Genomic DNA, 18391 nt, shown 5'->3' with positions numbered 1-18391 from the left:
CTCAGCCCCTGCCCGCCGTGAGCCCCCGGAAGGCGCACACCGCCATCGTGCCCCCGGCCAGGCCCAGGAAGAGCGGCAGCGGGGCGGTGGCGAAGGCCTGCTGCCCCGCCCAGCCCGCCCAGACGAGCACCCACACCACCCCGGCCGTGACCCGTCCGCCCACCCCGACCACCCGCAGCAGGACGGCCGTGAGCAGCAGGCACAGCGCCTGGAGCACGATCGGGGCGACGGCCCGTCCCGCCCCCTCGCCCAGGAGCGTGGCGCCCGGGCCGCCCGCCTCGGCCGGTCGCAGGCCGAGCAGGGGCGGTGCGGTGTGCAGGGCGAGGAAGGTGGCGAGCAGAACCGTTCCGGCGAACCAGGGCCGGAACACCCGGAGCCCGACGGCGGCGCCCTGGAGGCCGACGAACAGCAGCCCGGCGGCGAGGGTGACGGGCGGCAGCGCGGTCAGCAGGCCGGTCCCGGAGAGCCGCTCCACGTCGAGCGCGCCCGAGCGGGCGAGCGGAAGCCAGAAGAGGGCGGCCGCGAGCGCGAGCAGGGCCCATCGCCAGAGGGTCGACGAGTCCCCTCCCGTACGGGCCGTGGGGGGAGCGGGTGGTGCCGCGGGGGCGGCCGGCCCTTCCGTACGCTGCCGGGGCACGTACACGGGGATCCCGAACGCCGGCGTGACCGACTCGTGCGCCCCGCGCAGATAGGCGCTCTCCCGCGCCCAACTCGTGCCGTAGTCGTCCTCCGCGTCGCGTTCCCCCACCCGCGCGTCGGCCTTCGGTCCCTCGGGCGCCGCCCGGCCCTTGAGCGTGGCGCGCAGGCCCGGCACGCAGGCGACCGCCGTCACGGTCATCCCGCCCAGGACGGCGTAGCCGGCCCCGGCGATGCCGAAGGGCCCGAGGAGGAAGACCGCGCTGCCGAGCACCAGGACGCACATGGTGCCCTGGAGGGCGGCGAGCATGCCCGTACGGCCCTGGACGCGCAGCACCCCGATGTACAGCTCGACGGCCACCCGGGGCAGCGCGGCGGCGGCGAGCAGCCGGAGGACGGTCGTGCCGTTCTCGGCGTACTCGGTGCCGAAGGGCGCGAGGAGCAGCGGGGCGAGTACGACGAGGAAGAGGACGACCGGGACGAGCAGCAGCACCATGCGGCGCAGCGCGCCCCTGACGCCGTCGGCGAGGGAGTCGGGGCTGTGCGAGGCGTGCGCGGTGAGCGAGGAGGCCATGTTGATGGCCATGAACTCCATGGTGCCGCCGACGGTGTAGGCCGTGTAGAAGAAGGCGTTGTGGGCGGCGTCGAAGCGGACGGCGACCATCATCGGCAGCAGGCTGATCATCAGCAGGCTGAAGACCGAGCCGACCGAGTCGCCGGCGAGGAAGCGGCCGATCTCGCGCATCGTGGGCGGCTCGCGGTCCCGGTCGGCGCGCGCCTGCCGGGGGATGAGGTGCCGGAAGACGAGCCAGCCGAGCGGCACGACGGAGAGCGCGATCGCCGCCGCCCAGGAGACGAAGACGCCGAGCACCGGCAGGGAGACGGCGAGGACGACGAGCAGCACGAGCTTGCCGAGCGAGAAGACGGCGTTGCCGACGGGGACCCAGATGGCCCGTCTCAGCCCGGTGAGGACCGCGTCCTGGAGGGTGAGCAGGGCCCAGCCGATGCTGGCGGCGGTGAAGAAGATGCCGGCGGACAGGGTGCCGAGGGGGGCGTACGAGGGGCCCCACCAGTCCAGGGTGAGCAGGAAGACACCGCAGGCGACACCGACGACCAGGGTGCTGGCCAGGTACAGCCGCGTCACGAGCGGTCCGGTGGCGCGGCCGGCCCGTGGCACGTACCGGACGACGGCGCCGGTCAGCGTCGTCGCCGTGAGGGAGGCGAGCATCCGCTGGGCGGCGATGGCGGCGGAGCCCTGCCCGACGGCCTCCTCCGAGTAGTAGCGGGCCGCGACCAGCCAGAAGCCGAGCCCGAGGGCGGCGGAGACGCCGGTGGAGAGCATCAGCGCGTAGGCGTTGCGGAACAGGGAGCCGTCACCCGGGCCGTCCTGGGCCGCGGGGGGCTCCGGCGCGGCGCCCTCGGGCTCCCCGGCCGCGGGACGGTCGGTGTCCCGCAGTCGTACGGTCTCGCTCACCGGGCGCCCTCGGGAGCCGGCGACAGCTGCGCGGGGCGGATTCCGGCGGTACGCAGTACGGCGAGGACCTCGTCCGCGCGGCGCGGGTCCACCGGCAGGGCGTGCCGGGCGAACCAGGCGGCGGGCCCCGGGGCGGGGGAGGGGTCGGTGAACGCCTCGCCCGCGTAGCCGTCGAGGGGCGGGTCGTAGACGTAGCCGGTGGTGATCCGGCGCCGGGCGAGGGCGTCGATCGCGGTGTCCCTGTCCTCGACGAGCAGCGGTACGCGGAACAGCGGCCGCGCCGTCTCCTGCGGGGCGCCGGGCGTGCCGTACTCGCTGGTCAGGAGGCGTGCGGTGCCGTCCCGGTGGGCGTCGAGGACGCCGTCGAGCCGGGTGAGCCTGCGGGTGGCGCGGCGGAGCCTGCCGGCGCCGGGCCGCAGCCGGTAGTCGTGCATGTCGACCCGGACCCAGGAGTGGAAGGGGTCGAGGGCGGGCGCGGCCGGGAGGGCTCGCGCCAGTTCGTCGGCGCGGAGCGGCATCCGGATCTGCTCGCGTTCCTCGAGACCGAGCAGCCGTACGGTCGCGCGCGCGGCGCGGGCGAGGCGCAGCCCGTGCAGGGCGGCCTCGGCGTACGGCCTGGTCAGATAGGCGAGTTCGGCGGTGGCGCGGGTCGGGTGCAGCAGCGCGTCGCGGGCGGCGGTGAGGTCCGCGCGCAGCGCCGGGTCGGCGAGGGCGAGGAAGCCGCCGGCCTTGGCGCCGGTGTGCTTGGAGAGGCTGAAGACGGAGGCCTCGCCGTACGTGCCGACGGGCTGCCCGCCCACCGTCGAGCCGATGGCGTGGGCCGCGTCCTCGACGAGCGGGATGCCCAGGCGGTCGCAGCGGGACCGCAGTTCGGGTGCCGGGTCGGGATTCCCGTACAGATTCGTGGTCAGTACGGCGGACAGCTCCTGCCATACGGAGTCGGGCACCGCGGCCGTGTCGATCGACCCGTCCCGGGGGTCGAGCGGCGCCTGTACGGGGCGGAGCCCGGCGGCGAGGACGACGAAGAAGATGACGTCGTCGTTGACCGGCGACATCAGGACCCGGCCGCCGGGCCGGCACCAGTGGCGCAGCGCGAGGTAGAGCCCGAAGCGGCACGACGGCACGTAGAGGCACTCCCGGCCCCCGAGTCTGCCGCGCATGCGCTCTTCCAGTTCCGCGTACGCAGAAACCATGTGATTCCCCCCTGAACCCCCGGGCTCAATGTGGCCCAATCCGGACGGCCCGTCAACAAGGCCCTCCGGTCGCGCGGAAGGGCCCGTCCCGGGTCCGAAGACCGTGAACGGGCCCTTTCCGCAGCCATCTTGGCGGCTCTGGGGAGGCGGTGGAGGTCATTCCTCCAGAGTGAGGTCATTCCTCCAGGGTGAGGCCGCGGCGGAGCTTGGCCAGGGTGCGGGAGAGCAGCCGGGACACGTGCATCTGCGAGATGCCGAGCTCCGTGCCGATCTCCGACTGGGTCATGCCGGAGACGAAGCGGAGGGAGAGGATCTCCCGCTCGCGGGCGGGCAGCGAGGCGATCATCGGCTTCAGAGAGGCGATGTACTCGATCCCGGTGAGGCCGTTGTCCTCGTAGCCGAGGCGGTCGGCGAGCGCGGCCTCGCCGCCACCGCCGTCCTCCTCGGTGGGCTGCGCGTCGAGCGAGGCCGCGGTATAGGCGTTGCTCGCGGCCATGCCCTCGACGACCTCCTCCGGGGCGATGCGGAGTTCCTCGGCGAGCTCGGCGACCGTCGGGGCGCGGTCGAGGCGCTGGGAGAGCGCGTCACCGGCCCGAGCGAGATCGAGCCGCAGCTCCTGGAGCCTGCGGGGCACGTGCACGGACCAGGAGGTGTCGCGGAAGAAGCGCTTGATCTCACCGATGATCGTCGGCATCGCGAACGTGGGGAACTCGACGCCGCGGGAGAGCTCGAAGCGGTCGATGGCCTTGATGAGGCCGATGGTGCCGACCTGGACGATGTCCTCCATCGGCTCGCTGCGGGTGCCGAAACGGGAGGCGGCGAACCTGACCAGGGCCAGATTGAGTTCGACCAGGGTGTTGCGGACATACGAGTGGTCGTGGGTGCCCTCTTCGAGCTCGGCGAGCCGGGCGAAGAGCTGCTTCGAGAGGGCGCGCGCGTCGACCGGTCCGATGCGGTCGAGGGGCTGCTCGCTGAGCTGGGCCGGGAGCTGGACTGCGGTGGGGGAGGGGTTCATGGCGGTGTCGGGTCGGTCGAGGGTGACTGCTGCCGACGGCGCGTCGGGGGTACGCGGGGCGTCGAGCCGGGGTGACATGGGTCTCCTTCGTGGTTCTTCTGCTGCGGTTTGCGGCGCCTCCGAAGCCGGTCGTGTCGGGTGTGCTCCTCTAGCCCTACCTGCTCGACGCGCAAGGTCGCAAGTATCGACAATCCGCTTTGTCCGGTTATGTGGTGGGCCTTATGTGCGCGGAGGGGTGCCCCGCTTGTAGGGTTCGAAGCGCGTCAGTCAGCGCCGGTCAGTACCGGTCAGCGCCACTCAGCGCCGGTCAGTGCCAGTCAGCGTCAGTCAGTGCCGGTTGGCGTGAGTCCGCATCCGCGTGAGTGAGAAGAGGCAACGGTCATGGACCGCGAGAACATCGGCAGCGCACCGCCCGCGCGGCTGCGGGTCGAAGTCCGGACCGTGGACGGGAGCAGCGAACTCCTCGCGCCGGTGGGTGAGCTCGATCACCACACCGCCGACCTGCTGCGCTCCCCCCTGGACAGTGCGCTCGACGAGGGCCGTTCACGGCTCGTCGTGGACTGCTCGGGCCTGGAGTTCTGCGACTCGACCGGGCTCAACGTCCTGCTCGGCGCCCGGCTCAGGGCGGATGCCGCCGGCGGCGGGGTCCATCTGGTGGGGATGCGGCCCGCGGTGGCCCGGGTGTTCCAGATCACGGGCGCGGACGCCGTCTTCACCGTGCACGAGACACTCGCCACAGTCCTCCCCGACTGAGCGACCACCCGCACCGCCCGCACGTCCTGCCCTCTGTCCCGTCGATCGGTGAGGTGAAGCGCTGATGGACCAAGCTTCCGACGTCCGTACGCTCGCCCTCGGCGAGGCCAGTGGCACCGTCCCGCTCGCCCGTGACTTCACACGGACCGCGCTCCACGAGTGGGGCTGGCTGCCGGCCGGCACCGCCGACCGCAGGGCCGCCGCCGAGGACGTCCTCCTCGTCGTCTCCGAGCTCGTCACCAACGCCTGCCTGCACGCCGAGGGCCCCGAGTCCCTCCGCGTCCTGCGCCTGGCCAAGGTCCTGCGCCTCGAAGTCACCGACCGCGGCGCGGGCCAGCCCGCGCCCCGCACCCCGCACCGGTCGGGCCGCCCCGGCGGCCACGGCATGTTCATCGTGCAGCGCCTCTGCCTCGACTGGGGCATCGACCGCACCCCGGGCGCCCCGGGCAAGACGGTCTGGGCCGAACTCGCCTCACCCGTCTAGGACCTTCACAAGTCCGTCCCCTCCCCTGCCTTCCCTCCGCAGGGCCCCGGGCGTACCTTGACGCCACATCTGAAAGGCCGTCAGTTACGTCGCGGTGAGGGGTGCCCGGGTGTCCAAGGAGCCGAACCGGAGGAGGACGACCGCCGCGCTCACGGCCGCGGTGGCGGGCGCGGCCGTGCTGGCCGGCGCCCCGGCCGCCCACGCGGCCGTCGTCGACGTCAACTACGCCTGCGACACGAAGATCGGCCCCAAGAGCGCCGTCTCGCCCGTCGGCATCACGGCCGTGAAGAACGGCAGCACGTACACGATCACCATGTCGTTCGAGAAGGGAGTCTCCGACAGCCCGGTCGAGCTCCCCAAGGGCGTCATGACCCCGCGCGCCGAACTCGTCCTCGGCGGAGCCGCCTCCGGCACCCTCAAGGTCAAGGGAACGCCGAACACGGCCGCCGTCCCGCCCGACACCCCCATCAGGATCGGCACCCTGACCGGCACGTACACGCCGGAGAGGAACGGCAAGGTCACCTTCACGGCCGGGACGCTCACCGTGCACGCCCTCGGCATGGACGCGGCCGTCTGCACCCCGAAGAACGACCCCCGGCCCTCGCTCGAACTCGACGTGACCGGCGTCTCGGGCGGTGACGCGACCCCACCGCCCGCGCAGGAGCAGGAGGCCCCGCCCGCCGAACTGCCCAGGACCGGGCCCCTCGACTCCGCCATGGCCCTCGGCACCCTCGGCGGCACCGTCCTCCTGACCGGCGCCGCCGGAGTGCTCTGGCTCACCCGGCGCACGGCACGCTGATGCGGACGGCGGCACGCTCCGGACTCCTCGCCGCCGCGACCGCCCTCGCCGGCGTGGTCGCGGCGGGACCCGCCGGAGCCCTGGCCTCGACGGCGGCGCTCCCCGGCTTGACCGCGACGCCCCCCGGCCCCCAGGGCTGGACGGCCGCGCCCGCCGCCGGACGGCCGTACGCCTACCTGGAGGGCCCCGCCGGCAGCGTCCTCCAGGACACCCTGTCGCTGACCAACCCGGGCGCCGGGCCGCTCACCGTACGGCTCAGCGGGCAGGGCGCCCCGGTGTCCTTCGCAGCGCCGACCGTGATCGTGCCGGCCAGGACCAGGGCGGACGTGCCGTTCGCCGTGACCCTCACCGCCGACACCCCGCCCGGCGAGCACCGGGGCACCGTACGGGCCACGGCGGCGGGCCGCGAGATACGCGTCGACCTGCGGCTACGGGTCAGCGGCCCCCGGCTCGCCGCCCTCACCGTCGAGGACGTCCGCGTCGACACCGCGACCGGATCCCTCCGGTACACCCTGGTCAACCGGGGCACCACCGTCCTCGCCCCGCACCTCGCGGTCCACGCCGAAGGCGTCCTCGGCACCGTCCTCGACCGGCCGGCCCGCGCCCTGCCGCTCCCCCTCCGCCCCGGCGAGCGGGTCACCAGGACCGAACCCTGGCCCGACCCACCCGCCTTCGACGCCGTCACCGTCCGCCTCACGGCCACCGCCCCGGACGCCGCCCCCGCCACCGCCCGCGCCGACGCCTCCTTCGCCTCGGGCCCGGCGCTCACCGGGGCGGCCGGCCTGCTCCTCGCGGCGGCGGGCGCCGGCGGGTACGCGGTACGGCGGCGCGGCAGAGCCCGTACCCAGCGAGCGTCGGCGGGAGCGACCCCATGAGACACAGCGGAACGACGAGGTGGGCCCGTACCGCCGGGGCCCTCCTCACGGCCCTCGCCCTCGTCCTCCTCCCCGCCGCCCCCGCGGCGGCGGCCCCCGGTCCCGCCGTGGAACTCTCGCAGGCGGAGGGCGGCAAGGGCGGCGAGATCACCGTCAGCGGCAGCGGCTGGAAACCGGGCGCGCTCCTCATGCTCCTGATCTGCGGCCAGGCCGCCCCCGGCAAGGGCGTCATCGGCGGCACCAACTCCTGCGCCAACACCGACGGCCGGGCCGCCACCGTCGACGCGCGGGGCGCCTTCAGCGCGAAACTGCCCGTCACCGAGCCGCCCAAGCCCTGCCCCTGCGTCGTGCACGTCGCCGGGGTCACCGGCCCGCAGGACGCCGTCGACCGGGAGTTCACCGTCGCCGGGCACCCCACCGCCCCACTCCCCGAGACCTCGGGCGACGGGCGGCTCGCCGTCCTCGCCGCCGTACGCCTCGACGGATCGAGCGGCCTCCTCACCTGGTTCGGGGCGCCGCCGCGCCGCGAGGTCGTCCTCACCGTCGGCAACCTCGGCTCCGCGCCCGTCAAGGACCCCGTCTTCCAGGTCGGCACCAGCCACGGCGTCTTCGCGCCGCAGTACGAGGAACGCCAGTGGAGCGGCACCGTCGAACCCGGCCGGAAGGCGCTCGTACGGCTCCCCGTCGAGCTCACGGCGGGCGCGCACGGCGACTACCAGGTCTCCGTGCGGTACGCGGGGAAGGTCCTGGTCGAGCAGCCGTGGGGGGTCGGCAGGCCCTGGGGCGTGGTGCTCTTCTGGCTGCTGCTCGCCGTGGTCGTACCGGCGGCCCTGTTCCGGATCGGGATGGCCGTGGTGGACCGCGCCCGGCCCGCCACGAGCCCGGACCGCCGGCCCGCCGAGACCACCGCCCGGCCCCGGCCTCCGCGCCTCCGCCGGCGTACACGTACCCCCGACCCCGCCCTGCGGGACCAGGGGGACGACCAACCGACCGCGGTCCTGCCGTGGTTCAGGCCTGACTCCGCACCGTCAGCCCCAGAGAGCAGCCCGACGACGAAGGGACATGCGTGAGTACGCAACGGAGGATGAGCGCGGCCGGGGTCGCGCTGATGCTCGGCGGCGCGGGGATCCTGATTTCCGCCGGCCCCGCCCAGGCCGCCGAGGTCTCGTACAAGACGGAGTGCATCCCGCCGTCCATCTCCGGGCTTCCGCCCGTGCAGGGCACGACGAAGGTGCTGATCACCGCACCGGCGGAGGCCAAGGTCGGCGACGAGGTCGAGATCGTCTGGAAGACGGTCCAGGCCGCCTCGAAGAACCCCGACGTGCTCGACCTCGGCCAGGACACGGTCAAACCGACCGGCGTCCTCACCGTGGGCGGCGCGGCGGGCGGCACCGTCGCGATGGAGGGACCGCGGAAGAACCCGCCGATCCCCAAGAACAGCCCCATGGTGCTGCCCGACATGAAGGGGAAGCTGAAGCTGGAGAAGGCCGGTGAGATCACCCTCACCCCCGGCAACTACACGATCAACGTGTCCAAGCCGCTGTCGACGGACACGAAGTGCACGCCGAAGGAGACGGTGCCGGTCGGGGCGACGATCAAGGTGACGGCGGGGGGAGGGGGGACGACGACGAGCGGCGGTACGACGAGCGGTGGCGGTACGACCACGAGCGGCGGTACGACGAGCAGCGGCGGCTCCAGCACCACCGGCGGCACGACCACCGGCGGCGGCACCACCACCGGAGGATCCTCCAACTCCACCGGAGGCTCCGGTTCGGGCGGTTCGGGCGGTTCGGGCGGCTCCGGCGGCGGGCAGACGGCGTTCCCCGGCAAGGAGGTCGCCGTCGGCTTCAGCTGCCAGGCCCCCGGCCCCGGCGCCATCACGTCCAAGGTGACGATCGACGCCAAGAAGAACGGCGGCTCCTACGACCTCACCGTCAAGACGGCCAAGGGCGTCATGGACAGCCCCGCCCCCCTCCCCGCCGGCGCCCTCAAGGCCTCCATGGCCCTCAAGGTCGGCGGAGCGGACAGCGGCACCGTGAACGTCACGGGACCGCCCAACCCCGCCGCCCTGAAGATGGGCGATCCGGTGAACCTGCCGGACATGAAGGGCACGTACACGCCCGGCGCGACCGGCACGGCGACCCTCAGCCCCGGCACGCTGACCATCAAGGTCACCCTCGGCGACTCGCAGATGGAGATCCCCTGCCAGGTCAAGGGAGCCGTCCAGGCCTCCCTCGAACTGGACACCAGCAAGCAGGCGGGCGGCGCGAACGGCGGCGGTTCGAACCCCTCGGGCGGCGGCTCCGGCACCCCGTCCGGCGGCTCCGACGGCGGGAACCTCGCCGAGACCGGCGCCGAGGACGACGGCGCCCTGCGCGCCCTCGCCCTGGTCGCGGGCACGGTGATCCTGCTCGGCGGCGCGGTGTTCACGTTCACCCCGTGGGCGAGGCTGAGGCGCTGACGGAACGACGGAGGGCCCGTCGCACCGGTGCGGTGCGACGGGCCCTCCGGGGCGGCCGGGTGACGTCAGTGGACGCTGCCCATGAGGCCCTGGACCTTCTTGCGGTACATGTAGATCGCGAATCCGGCCGCGACGGCGAGCGCCGCCTGCAGTCCGATGATCCCGGTGCCGTTGAGGTCGACGCCCGCGATGGAGAGCAGACCCGTGGTGCAGTCGCCCGCGGTGACGGCGAGGAACCAGACGCCCATCATCTGGGAGGCGTACTTCTGCGGCGCCATCTTCGTGGTGACGGAGAGGCCGACCGGGGAGAGGCACAGCTCACCGATGGTCTGGATCATGTAGATCGAGACGAGCCACATCGGGGAGACCTTGTCGCCGCCGCCCGCCATGTTCATCGGGACGATGAAGACGAAGAAGGACGCGCCGACCAGGACGAGGCCCATCGCGAACTTCACGATGGTGTTCGGCTCCTGGTTCTTGCGGGCCAGCCACAGCCACAGCCAGGCGAAGACCGGGGCGAGCGCCATGACGTACAGCGGGTTCAGCGACTGGTACCAGGTGGCGGGGAAGCCCAGGCCGAAGATGGTGTCCGCGGTCTTGTCGTCGGCGAACAGGGACAGCGTCGAGCCGCCCTGGTCGTAGATCATCCAGAAGATGGCGGCGGCGACGAAGAACCAGATGTAGCCGGTGACGCGGGACTTCTCGCCGGTGGTCAGGTCCTTGTCGCGCTTGATGCGGGCCAGGACGGCGACCGGGATGATCAGACCGGCGAGGGTGATCGGGACCATCGCCCAGTTCAGGGTGTACATGCCCAGGGCGACGACGGCACCGTAGAACGCGGCGATCACGACGGTGACGACGGCCGCCTTGGTGATGACGGCCTTGCGCTCCGCGGCGGACAGCGGGTTCGGGACCTCGCTGCTCTTCGGGTTCAGCGTCTTGCCGAAGGCCAGGAAGACGGCGAGGCCCAGGCCCATGCCGACGGCGGCGAGGGCGAAGCCCAGGTGCCAGTTGACCTTCTCGCCGACGGTGCCGATCACCAGGGGGGCGAGGAACGCGCCCAGGTTGATGCCGATGTAGAAGATCGTGAAGCCACCGTCACGGCGCGGGTCGTCCGCGCTCTTGTAGAGGTGGCCGACCATCGTCGAGATGTTGGCCTTGAGGAGACCGGAGCCGACCGCGACGAGCGCGAGGCCGACGAAGAACATCGCCTGGCCCGGCATGGCCAGCGAGACGTGGCCGAGCATGATCACGGAGGCCGCGATCGTGACCGTCTTGCGGGCGCCCCAGACGCGGTCGCCGAACCAACCGCCGGGCATGGCCATGAGGTAGACCATCGAGACGTAGACGGAGTAGATCGCCGTCGCCGTCGCCGCGGTCATCGCGAGGCCGCCGCCCTGGCTGCCCGTGGCGGCGTCCACGCCGCCGGAGACCAGGTACAGGACGAGAAGGGCCCTCATGCCGTAGTAGGAGAAGCGCTCCCACATCTCGGTCATGAAGAGAGTGGCCAGGCCGCGGGGGTGGCCGAGGAGGGTCTTCTCGTAACCGAGGGGTTCGGCCGAGTCCTTCGTCAGGCTGGACGCCATGTCGATCCTTGCTCTGTCGGGACGCGCGCCTTGTGAGCGTGGTGCGCCCGGTGGGGGAGGCCGGCACCGGTGGAGTCGTAGAACTCCGCCGGGATCCACGCCCCGGGAGACGCGCTGTCGCGTCCCGGGACCCGGCCCGCAGGTCATTCACCGTCTTCAAGGTTCGGCGGGGCCGACCTCACGCAGAAAGAGGACCTTGGCGCGCGAAGCTGGCCAAAGGTCCCCGATTACCGCTACAGACGTCTCGCCACCATACGACACGACAGGGCCGGATATGGAAGGACTTGAGAGATGGATCACAGGCAATCATGCAACCGCACGCCACCATTCCAAGGTCATGTGCAGGATGGTCACAAGATCTCCAAGGGTCGTCCGGACCTGGAGCATCGTGCCCCGGGCCGGTACCCCTGCGGTCTACCATCACCCCATGACCCGTGTACTGCTCGCCGAGGACGACGCATCCATCTCGGAACCGCTGGCCCGCGCCCTGCGGAGAGAGGGGTACGAGGTCGAGGTCCGCGAGGACGGTCCGACCGCCCTCGACGCCGGACTCCAGGGCGGAGTCGACCTGGTCGTGCTCGACCTGGGCCTGCCCGGCATGGACGGTCTCGAGGTCGCGCGGCGGCTGCGCGCCGACGGGCACGCGGTCCCGATCCTGGTGCTCACCGCACGGGCCGACGAGGTCGACACCGTCGTCGGGCTCGACGCGGGCGCCGACGACTACGTCACCAAGCCCTTCCGTCTCGCCGAACTCCTCGCCCGGGTCCGGGCTCTGCTCCGGCGCGGCTCCAGCGAGCCCGCCGTCGCCCCCTCGACCCACGGCGTACGCATCGACGTCGAGTCGCACCGCGCCTGGATGGGCGACGAGGAGCTCCAGCTCACGGCGAAGGAGTTCGACCTGCTCCGGGTCCTGGTCCGGGACGCCGGCCGGGTCGTCACCCGCGACCAGCTCATGCGCGAGGTCTGGGACACCACCTGGTGGTCCTCCACCAAGACCCTCGACATGCACATCTCCTGGCTGCGCAAGAAGCTCGGCGACGACGCGGCGAACCCCCGCTTCATCGCCACCGTGCGCGGTGTCGGCTTCCGCTTCGAGAAGAGCTGAGCCACCCTCACACCATGCGCCGCCGACTGATCAACTCCACGCTCGCCGTGGTGCTCGTCGTCATCTCGGTGTTCGGGGTCTCCCTCGTCATCGTCGAGACCCGCACCATCACCAGCACCGCCCAGGAACGGGTGGACACCGAGGCGGTGCGGCTCGCCTCCATCGTCGACAGCCGGCTCATCGGCGGCGAGCCGGTCAACCCCGACATCCTCGCCGAGCAGAGCGGCGCCAAGCGGTACGCCGAGATCCACATCCCCGGCCGCCCGACGATCGAGATCGGCACCCGCCCCACCGGTGACGTCATCCAGGGCCTCGCCGAGGGCGAGCGCGGCGAGACCGTGATCGTCGAGGAGTCCCGCTCCACCGTCACCGCCGAGGTCGGCCGCACCCTCCTGATCATCGGCGCCGTGGCCCTGCTCGCCGTCGTCGCCGCCGTCCTCCTCGCCGTACGGCAGGCGAACAAGCTGACCTCCCCGCTCACGGACCTCGCGGAGACCGCCGAACGCCTCGGCTCCGGCGACCCGCGCCCCCGGCACAAGCGGTACGGGGTGGCCGAGCTCGACCGGGTCGCTGACGTCCTCGACGCCTCCGCCGAGCGCATCGCCCGGATGCTCACCGCCGAGCGCCGGCTCGCCGCCGACGCCTCCCACCAGCTCCGTACGCCCCTCACGGCGCTCTCCATGCGCCTGGAGGAGGTGGCACTCGCCGACGACCTGCACACGGTCAAGGAGGAGGCGACGATCGCGCTCACCCAGGTCGAGCGGCTCACCGACGTCGTCCAGCGGCTCCTGACCAACTCCAGGGACCCCCGCTCCGGCTCCGCCGTCGCCTTCGACCTGGACGAGGTCGTCAAACAGCAGATCGAGGAGTGGCGGCCGGCCTACCGCAGCGCCGGACGGGCCATCGTCCACTCGGGCAAGCAGGGGATGCGGGCCGTGGGCACCCCGGGCGCGGTCGCCCAGGTCCTCGCGGCCCTGATCGAGAACTCGCTCATGCACGGCGGCGGCACGGTCGCCCTGCGGACCCGGGTCATCGGCAACCAGTCGGTGATCGAGGTCACCGACGAGGGCCCGGGCGTCCCGGCCGACCTCGGCGCGCGGATCTTCGAGCGGGCCGTCAGCGGCCGCAGCTCCACGGGCATCGGCCTCGCGGTCGCCCGCGACCTGGCCGAGGCGGACGGCGGCCGACTGGAGCTGCTCCAGCAGCAGCCGCCGGTCTTCGCGCTCTTCCTGAGCCGCGAGGTCAAGAGCGTCTCGGACGAGCCGCGGGACCGCCCGGTACGGTGAACCGTCCGGAAGGGCAGGTCAGACGCGGTCAGACGCGATCCGGCTGCCGCCGGGTCGCCTGCCGCGGGGCCTGCTCAAGGAACGACTCGGCGGTCTGCACCGCCTCCTTCGCGGGCAGCGCGCGGAACACCCACGTGCGGTAGGACCAGAAGCGGAACAGCGTGCCGATCCCGATGCCGAAGAACTTGAAGAAGTTGCTGGCCAGCGGGCCGTCCCAGCCGAAGCCGTACGTCGCCGCGTAGAGCACGCCGTTCTCGATGACCATGCCGATCACGCTGAACAGCAGGAACAGCGACATCTCCTTCGTCCGCCCGGACTTGTCCCGGTCGCGGTACGTGAAGTAGCGGAACCCCACGTAGTTGAAGACGATGGCGACGACGGTCGCGATCAGGCTGGCCCGCACCATCGGGATCTCGGTGGTGCCGCGGACCAGGTTGAAGACGCCGAGGTTGACCAGGACGCCGAGACCGCCGACCACCCCGAACTTCGCGACCTCGCGGACGAGCAGGTCGAGTCGCGTGCGCAGCGCGCCAGGTTCACTCATGGTGATGGCTCTGTCCCGTCCGTCCGGGTGACGTCCGGATGACGTCAACCCAACCACTGTAACCAGCCGCCCTGTCACCCGCCCGTGTACCTCGTAAACCCCCGGGAACCCGGCTCAGGGCCTTGGTTTTCTTGTGCCAAACCACAGCCGGACGAGTGTTCCCCGATGGTGCGGATACCCTAAGAGGGTGACGTTCCCGGTAGTCGGCATGGTCGGTGGCGGTCAGCTCGCCCGAATGACCCACGAGGCGGGCATCCCCCTCGGCATCAAGTTCAAGCTCCTCAGTGACACCCCGCAGGACTCGGCGGCCCAGGTGGTGAGCGAGGTCGTCATCGGCGACTATCGCGACCTGGACACGCTGCGTGACTTCGCGCGCGGATGTGACGTGATCACCTTCGATCACGAGCACGTCCCCACGGAGCACCTGCGGGCCCTCGAGGCGGACGGCATCCCCGTCCGCCCTGGGCCCGACGCGCTGGTGCACGCCCAGGACAAGGGGGTGATGCGCGCCAGACTCGACGAGATCGGCGCGCCGAGCCCGCGGCACCGCATCGTGGCGGACCCCGAGGACGCGGTGGCCTTCGCCGCCGAGGTCGGGGGCTTCCCGATCATCCTCAAGACCGTGCGCGGCGGCTACGACGGCAAGGGCGTCTGGTTCGTCCGGGCGCCGGAGGACGCCCGCGACCCGTTCCTCGCGGGGGTCCCGGTCCTCGCCGAGGAGAAGGTCGACTTCGCGCGCGAGCTCGCCGCGAACATCGTCCGCTCCCCGCACGGCCAGGCCGTCGCCTACCCGGTGGTGGAATCCCGCCAGGTCGACGGCGTCTGCGACACCGTGATCGCGCCCGCGCCGGACCTCGACGACGAGCTCGCGGGCCAGGCGCAGGAGCTGGCGCTGCGGATCGCCAAGGAGCTCGGGGTCGTAGGCCATCTGGCCGTCGAGCTGTTCCAGACCACGGACGGCCGCATCCTCGTCAACGAACTGGCGATGCGCCCGCACAACTCCGGCCACTGGACCCAGGACGGGGCGATCACCTCGCAGTTCGCCAACCACGTCCGGGCGGTCCTCGACCTGCCTCTCGGCGATCCGCGCCCCCGCGCGCGGTGGACCGTGATGTGCAATGTCCTGGGCGGCGACTACCCGGACATGTACACGGCGTACCTGCACTGCATGGCCAGGGACCCGCAGCTCAAGATCCACATGTATGGCAAGGACGTGAAGCCCGGCCGCAAGGTGGGGCACGTCAACACCTACGGCGACGACCTGGACGACGTGCTGGAGCGCGCGCGCCACGCCGCCGGCTACCTGCGAGGAACGATCACCGAGTGAGCAGCATCAGCACCTCCCCCGTCGTCGGCATCGCCATGGGATCCGACTCCGACTGGTCCGTCATGGAGGCCGCCGCGCAGGCCCTCGACGAGTTCGAGATCCCCTACGAGGTGAACGTCCTCTCCGCGCACCGGATGCCCCGCGAGATGATCGCGTACGGCGAGGAGGCCGCGGGCCGCGGCCTCAAGGCGATCATCGCGGGCGCGGGCGGCGCCGCCCACCTGCCCGGCATGCTCGCCTCCGTCACCCCGCTGCCCGTGATCGGCGTTCCGGTGCCGCTGAAGTACCTCGACGGCATGGACTCGCTGCTCTCCATCGTGCAGATGCCGGCCGGCGTCCCCGTCGCCACGGTGTCCGTCGCCGGCGCCCGCAACGCGGGCCTGCTCGCGGCCCGGATGCTCGCCGCGCACGACCCCGAGCTCCTCACCCGGATGACCGACTTCCAGCAGGAGCTGAAGGAGCAGGCGACCGAGAAGGGCAAGCGGCTGCGGGCCAAGGTCGAGGGCGCCGACTCCTTCGGTTTCGGCAAGTGACCGCGGCCGACCGGCTGGCGGAGGCGCGGGAGCTGCTCGCTTCCGCGCCCGTCGCCGACGGTCACAACGACCTGCCGTGGGCGCTCCGCAAGCACGCGCGGTACGACCTGGACCGCCTGGACATCGCCGCGGACCTGACCGGCGCCCTCCACACCGACCTCGCCCGGCTGCGGGCCGGCGGCGTCGGCGCCCAGTTCTGGTCGGTGTACGTGCCCTGCGGGCTCGCCGGGGACGACGCGGTCAGCGCGACCCTGGAGCAGATCGACATCGTCGACCAGCTCCTGGAGCGGTACGCGGACCAGCTGGCCCCCGCCCTGACGGCGGACGACATGGAGGCGGCCCGGCGGCAGGGCCGTATCGCCTCCCTCAAGGGCGCCGAGGGCGGCCACTCGATCAACAACTCCCTCGCCACCCTGCGCGCCCTGCACACCCTGGGCGTGCGGTACATGACGCTCACCCACAACGACAACAACGACTGGGCGGACTCCGCGACCGACGAGCCGGGTGTCGGCGGGCTCTCCGCCTTCGGCCGGCGGGTCGTCCGCGAGATGAACCGCTCCGGCATGCTCGTCGACCTCTCGCACGTCGCCGCCACCACCATGCGGGACGCCCTCGACGCCACGGCGGCGCCGGTGGTCTTCTCGCACTCCTCGGCCCTCGCGGTCTGCGACCACCCCAGGAACATCCCGGACGACGTCCTGGAGCGGCTGCCCGCCAACGGCGGCGTCGCGATGGCCACCTTCGTGCCCAAGTTCATCCTGCCCGCGGCCGTCGAGTGGACCGCGCGCGCCGACGACAACCTCCGCGCGCACGGCTTCGACCACCTCGACACGACCCCGGAGGCGATGAAGCTGCACCGCGCCTTCGAGGCGGAGCACCCGCGCCCGATCGCCACCGCCGCCACGGTCGCCGACCACCTCGACCACATGCGCGAGGCCGCCGGCGTCGACCACATCGGCATCGGCGGCGACTACGACGGGACGGCCTTCACCCCCGCCGGCCTCGACGACGTCGCCGGCTACCCGAACCTGGTCGCGGAGCTCCTCCACCGCGGCTGGTCCCACCCCGACCTGGCCAAACTGACCTGGTCGAACGCGGTCCGCGCCCTCCGCGACGCGGAAGCGGTCTCCCGCGACCTGAAGAGCCGTACGGCCCCGTCGAACGCGACCATCGACGCGGAGGACACCCGCGGGGCGGTCGACGTACCGTAACCGGGCACGTCACCCCACCGGCTCACTCCGCCGCGCTCCCGCGCGGGGCCGGTGGCACGGTGGACGGTACTGCCCCGCCGCGCTCGGCGGGGCGGTACTGCATCGCCGAGTTCGGAGTAACCCCATGGCGGAAGTGCTAGACGACCCACCCGGCCTCTCCACCGTCGCTGTCGCCGCCGGCGGGCTCGACCCCCTCGAGCCGCCCGCGCCGCTCGACGAGACGGCACGCGCCCGCGCGGTCCTGGCGGCCCAGCCCGTCGTCGAGGGGCATGCCGAACTGCCCGTGTCGCTCGACCCCGAGGACCTCCCGCCGGTGCGTGCCGGGGAGACCGGAGCCCAGTTCTGGTCCCTGCACGTCGAGGCCGACGAGGGCGTCGTCGAGACCCTGCGCCGCATCGACGCCGTCCGCGGGCTCGTCGCCGCCTGCCCGGAGGAACTGCGCCTCGCGCACGGCACGTCCGAGATGGCCCACGCCCGTAACTGCGGCCGCGTCGCCGCCCTCCTCGGCCCGGTCAGCTGGACCGCGCTCGGCGCCTCCGCCGCCACTCTGCGGGCGTACCAGACCCTGGGGGTACGGGCCGTCGACCTCACCCACTTCGACGACTTCGCCCGCGAGGCGGTACGGGAGATGAACCGCATCGGCCTGGCCGTGGACCTCTCCGGAGCCGACCAGGACACGATCCGCCGCACCCTCGAGGTCACCCGGGCCCCCGCCCTGCTGACCCGGGCGGCTCCCGAGGGCTTCCCGGACGACGTCCTGGGCCTCCTCGGCGCGAACGGCGCCGTCTGCATGGTCACGGTGACGGAGGACCCGGCCGCGGTCGCCGACGTCCTGGACCGGGTGCGTACGGCGGCCGCCCCGCACTGCGTGGGCATCTCCCGCACCACGGCCCCCGCCGTCGGCTACGTCCCGCTCTTCGCGGAGCTCCTGCGGCGGGGCTGGACGGCCCAGGACCTGGTCGGGCTCGCCCACGGCAACGCCACCCGGGCACTGCGGCAGACGGAGTTCCTGTCCCGGACGAACCGCATCAGACCGGCCGTGGGGGGGCGGGGCCGGGGGTGGGGGGCCCGGCGGGGGGGGGCGGGGGCGGGGGGGGCCAAACCCCCGG

General features: G+C 72.7%; 17 protein-coding genes. 12 read left to right on the top strand and 5 right to left on the bottom strand.

The features are described from left to right. Position 1: 1 nt before the first annotated feature. The 3 genes from ABT034_RS29035 to ABT034_RS29025 form a co-directional block, all read right to left on the bottom strand. Positions 2 to 2110: a lipopolysaccharide biosynthesis protein gene (locus ABT034_RS29035; protein WP_351220032.1), complete on the bottom strand. Its 2109-nt coding sequence runs from the start codon at positions 2108 to 2110 to the stop codon at positions 2 to 4. Further along, entirely contained in the window at positions 2107 to 3303 is a 1197-nt protein-coding gene (locus ABT034_RS29030) for a DegT/DnrJ/EryC1/StrS family aminotransferase (protein WP_351220031.1), read from the bottom strand. Before ABT034_RS29030 ends, ABT034_RS29035 begins: the two co-directional genes overlap by 4 nt. 175 nt (positions 3304 to 3478) lie before the next feature. Next, on the bottom strand, positions 3479 to 4396 hold the full coding sequence (locus ABT034_RS29025) for an RNA polymerase sigma factor SigF (protein ID WP_351220030.1): 918 nt from the start codon (positions 4394 to 4396) through the stop codon (positions 3479 to 3481). Between the two features lie 303 nt (positions 4397 to 4699). Between ABT034_RS29025 and ABT034_RS29020 the strand changes: the two genes are divergently transcribed. The 6 genes from ABT034_RS29020 (at position 4700) to ABT034_RS28995 (ending at position 9690) form a co-directional block, all read left to right on the top strand. Next, the gene (locus ABT034_RS29020) at positions 4700 to 5071 is read left to right on the top strand and encodes an STAS domain-containing protein (protein WP_351220029.1); all 372 of its coding nucleotides are present in this window, start codon (positions 4700 to 4702) and stop codon (positions 5069 to 5071) included. Positions 5072 to 5135: 64 nt separating this feature from the next. After that, the gene (locus ABT034_RS29015; protein WP_351220028.1) at positions 5136 to 5555 is read left to right on the top strand and encodes an ATP-binding protein; all 420 of its coding nucleotides are present in this window, start codon (positions 5136 to 5138) and stop codon (positions 5553 to 5555) included. 109 nt (positions 5556 to 5664) lie between these two features. Next, a complete protein-coding gene (locus ABT034_RS29010) occupies positions 5665 to 6354 on the top strand; it encodes a peptidase (protein WP_351220027.1) in 690 nt (229 codons plus the stop codon). Beyond that, positions 6354 to 7229 carry a COG1470 family protein gene (locus ABT034_RS29005; RefSeq protein ID WP_351220026.1) on the top strand — a complete coding sequence of 292 codons (876 nt, stop codon included), beginning with the start codon at positions 6354 to 6356 and terminating at the stop codon, positions 7227 to 7229. Before ABT034_RS29010 ends, ABT034_RS29005 begins: the two co-directional genes overlap by 1 nt. After that, a complete protein-coding gene (locus ABT034_RS29000; RefSeq protein ID WP_351220025.1) occupies positions 7226 to 8299 on the top strand; it encodes a hypothetical protein in 1074 nt (357 codons plus the stop codon). Before ABT034_RS29005 ends, ABT034_RS29000 begins: the two co-directional genes overlap by 4 nt. A gap of 14 nt (positions 8300 to 8313) precedes the next feature. Next, the gene (locus ABT034_RS28995; RefSeq protein WP_351220024.1) at positions 8314 to 9690 is read left to right on the top strand and encodes a hypothetical protein; all 1377 of its coding nucleotides are present in this window, start codon (positions 8314 to 8316) and stop codon (positions 9688 to 9690) included. Positions 9691 to 9755: 65 nt separating this feature from the next. Here ABT034_RS28995 and ABT034_RS28990 read toward each other — a convergent pair whose 3' ends face one another. Next, on the bottom strand, positions 9756 to 11276 hold the full coding sequence (locus tag ABT034_RS28990) for a peptide MFS transporter (protein WP_351220023.1): 1521 nt from the start codon (positions 11274 to 11276) through the stop codon (positions 9756 to 9758). Between the two features lie 427 nt (positions 11277 to 11703). Between ABT034_RS28990 and ABT034_RS28985 the strand changes: the two genes are divergently transcribed. Both ABT034_RS28985 and ABT034_RS28980 read left to right on the top strand, forming a co-directional pair. Continuing rightward, positions 11704 to 12381, top strand: a complete 678-nt coding sequence (locus ABT034_RS28985; protein WP_351220022.1) for a response regulator transcription factor — start codon at positions 11704 to 11706, stop codon at positions 12379 to 12381. 14 nt (positions 12382 to 12395) lie between these two features. After that, on the top strand, positions 12396 to 13667 hold the full coding sequence (locus ABT034_RS28980; protein ID WP_351220021.1) for a sensor histidine kinase: 1272 nt from the start codon (positions 12396 to 12398) through the stop codon (positions 13665 to 13667). Positions 13668 to 13695: 28 nt separating this feature from the next. Here the strand turns inward: ABT034_RS28980 and ABT034_RS28975 are convergent, their stop codons facing one another. Beyond that, positions 13696 to 14211, bottom strand: coding sequence for a GtrA family protein (locus ABT034_RS28975; protein ID WP_351220020.1), 516 nt, complete (start codon positions 14209 to 14211; stop codon positions 13696 to 13698). 187 nt (positions 14212 to 14398) lie between these two features. On the opposite strand from ABT034_RS28975, the gene ABT034_RS28970 reads away from it, so the two are divergent. From ABT034_RS28970 to ABT034_RS28955, 4 genes are all read left to right on the top strand, one after another. Next, a complete protein-coding gene (locus tag ABT034_RS28970) occupies positions 14399 to 15538 on the top strand; it encodes a 5-(carboxyamino)imidazole ribonucleotide synthase (protein ID WP_351220019.1) in 1140 nt (379 codons plus the stop codon). A gap of 35 nt (positions 15539 to 15573) precedes the next feature. Continuing rightward, a complete protein-coding gene (purE, locus tag ABT034_RS28965) occupies positions 15574 to 16071 on the top strand; it encodes a 5-(carboxyamino)imidazole ribonucleotide mutase (protein WP_351220076.1) in 498 nt (165 codons plus the stop codon). After that, complete coding sequence (locus ABT034_RS28960; protein WP_351220018.1) at positions 16068 to 17282, top strand: dipeptidase; 1215 nt, start codon at positions 16068 to 16070, stop codon at positions 17280 to 17282. The genes purE and ABT034_RS28960 overlap by 4 nt, the downstream gene beginning before the upstream one ends. Before the next feature lie 124 nt (positions 17283 to 17406). Next, positions 17407 to 18391 (top strand): membrane dipeptidase (locus ABT034_RS28955; RefSeq protein ID WP_351220017.1); only part of this gene is annotated, 985 nt, incomplete at its 3' end.

The sequence above is a fragment of the Streptomyces sp. NPDC002773 genome, from assembly GCF_040295605.1.
Lineage (GTDB): Bacteria > Actinomycetota > Actinomycetes > Streptomycetales > Streptomycetaceae > Streptomyces.
The sequence above is the reverse complement of the archived record's forward strand: the minus strand, read 5'-3'. Positions and strand labels throughout refer to the sequence as shown.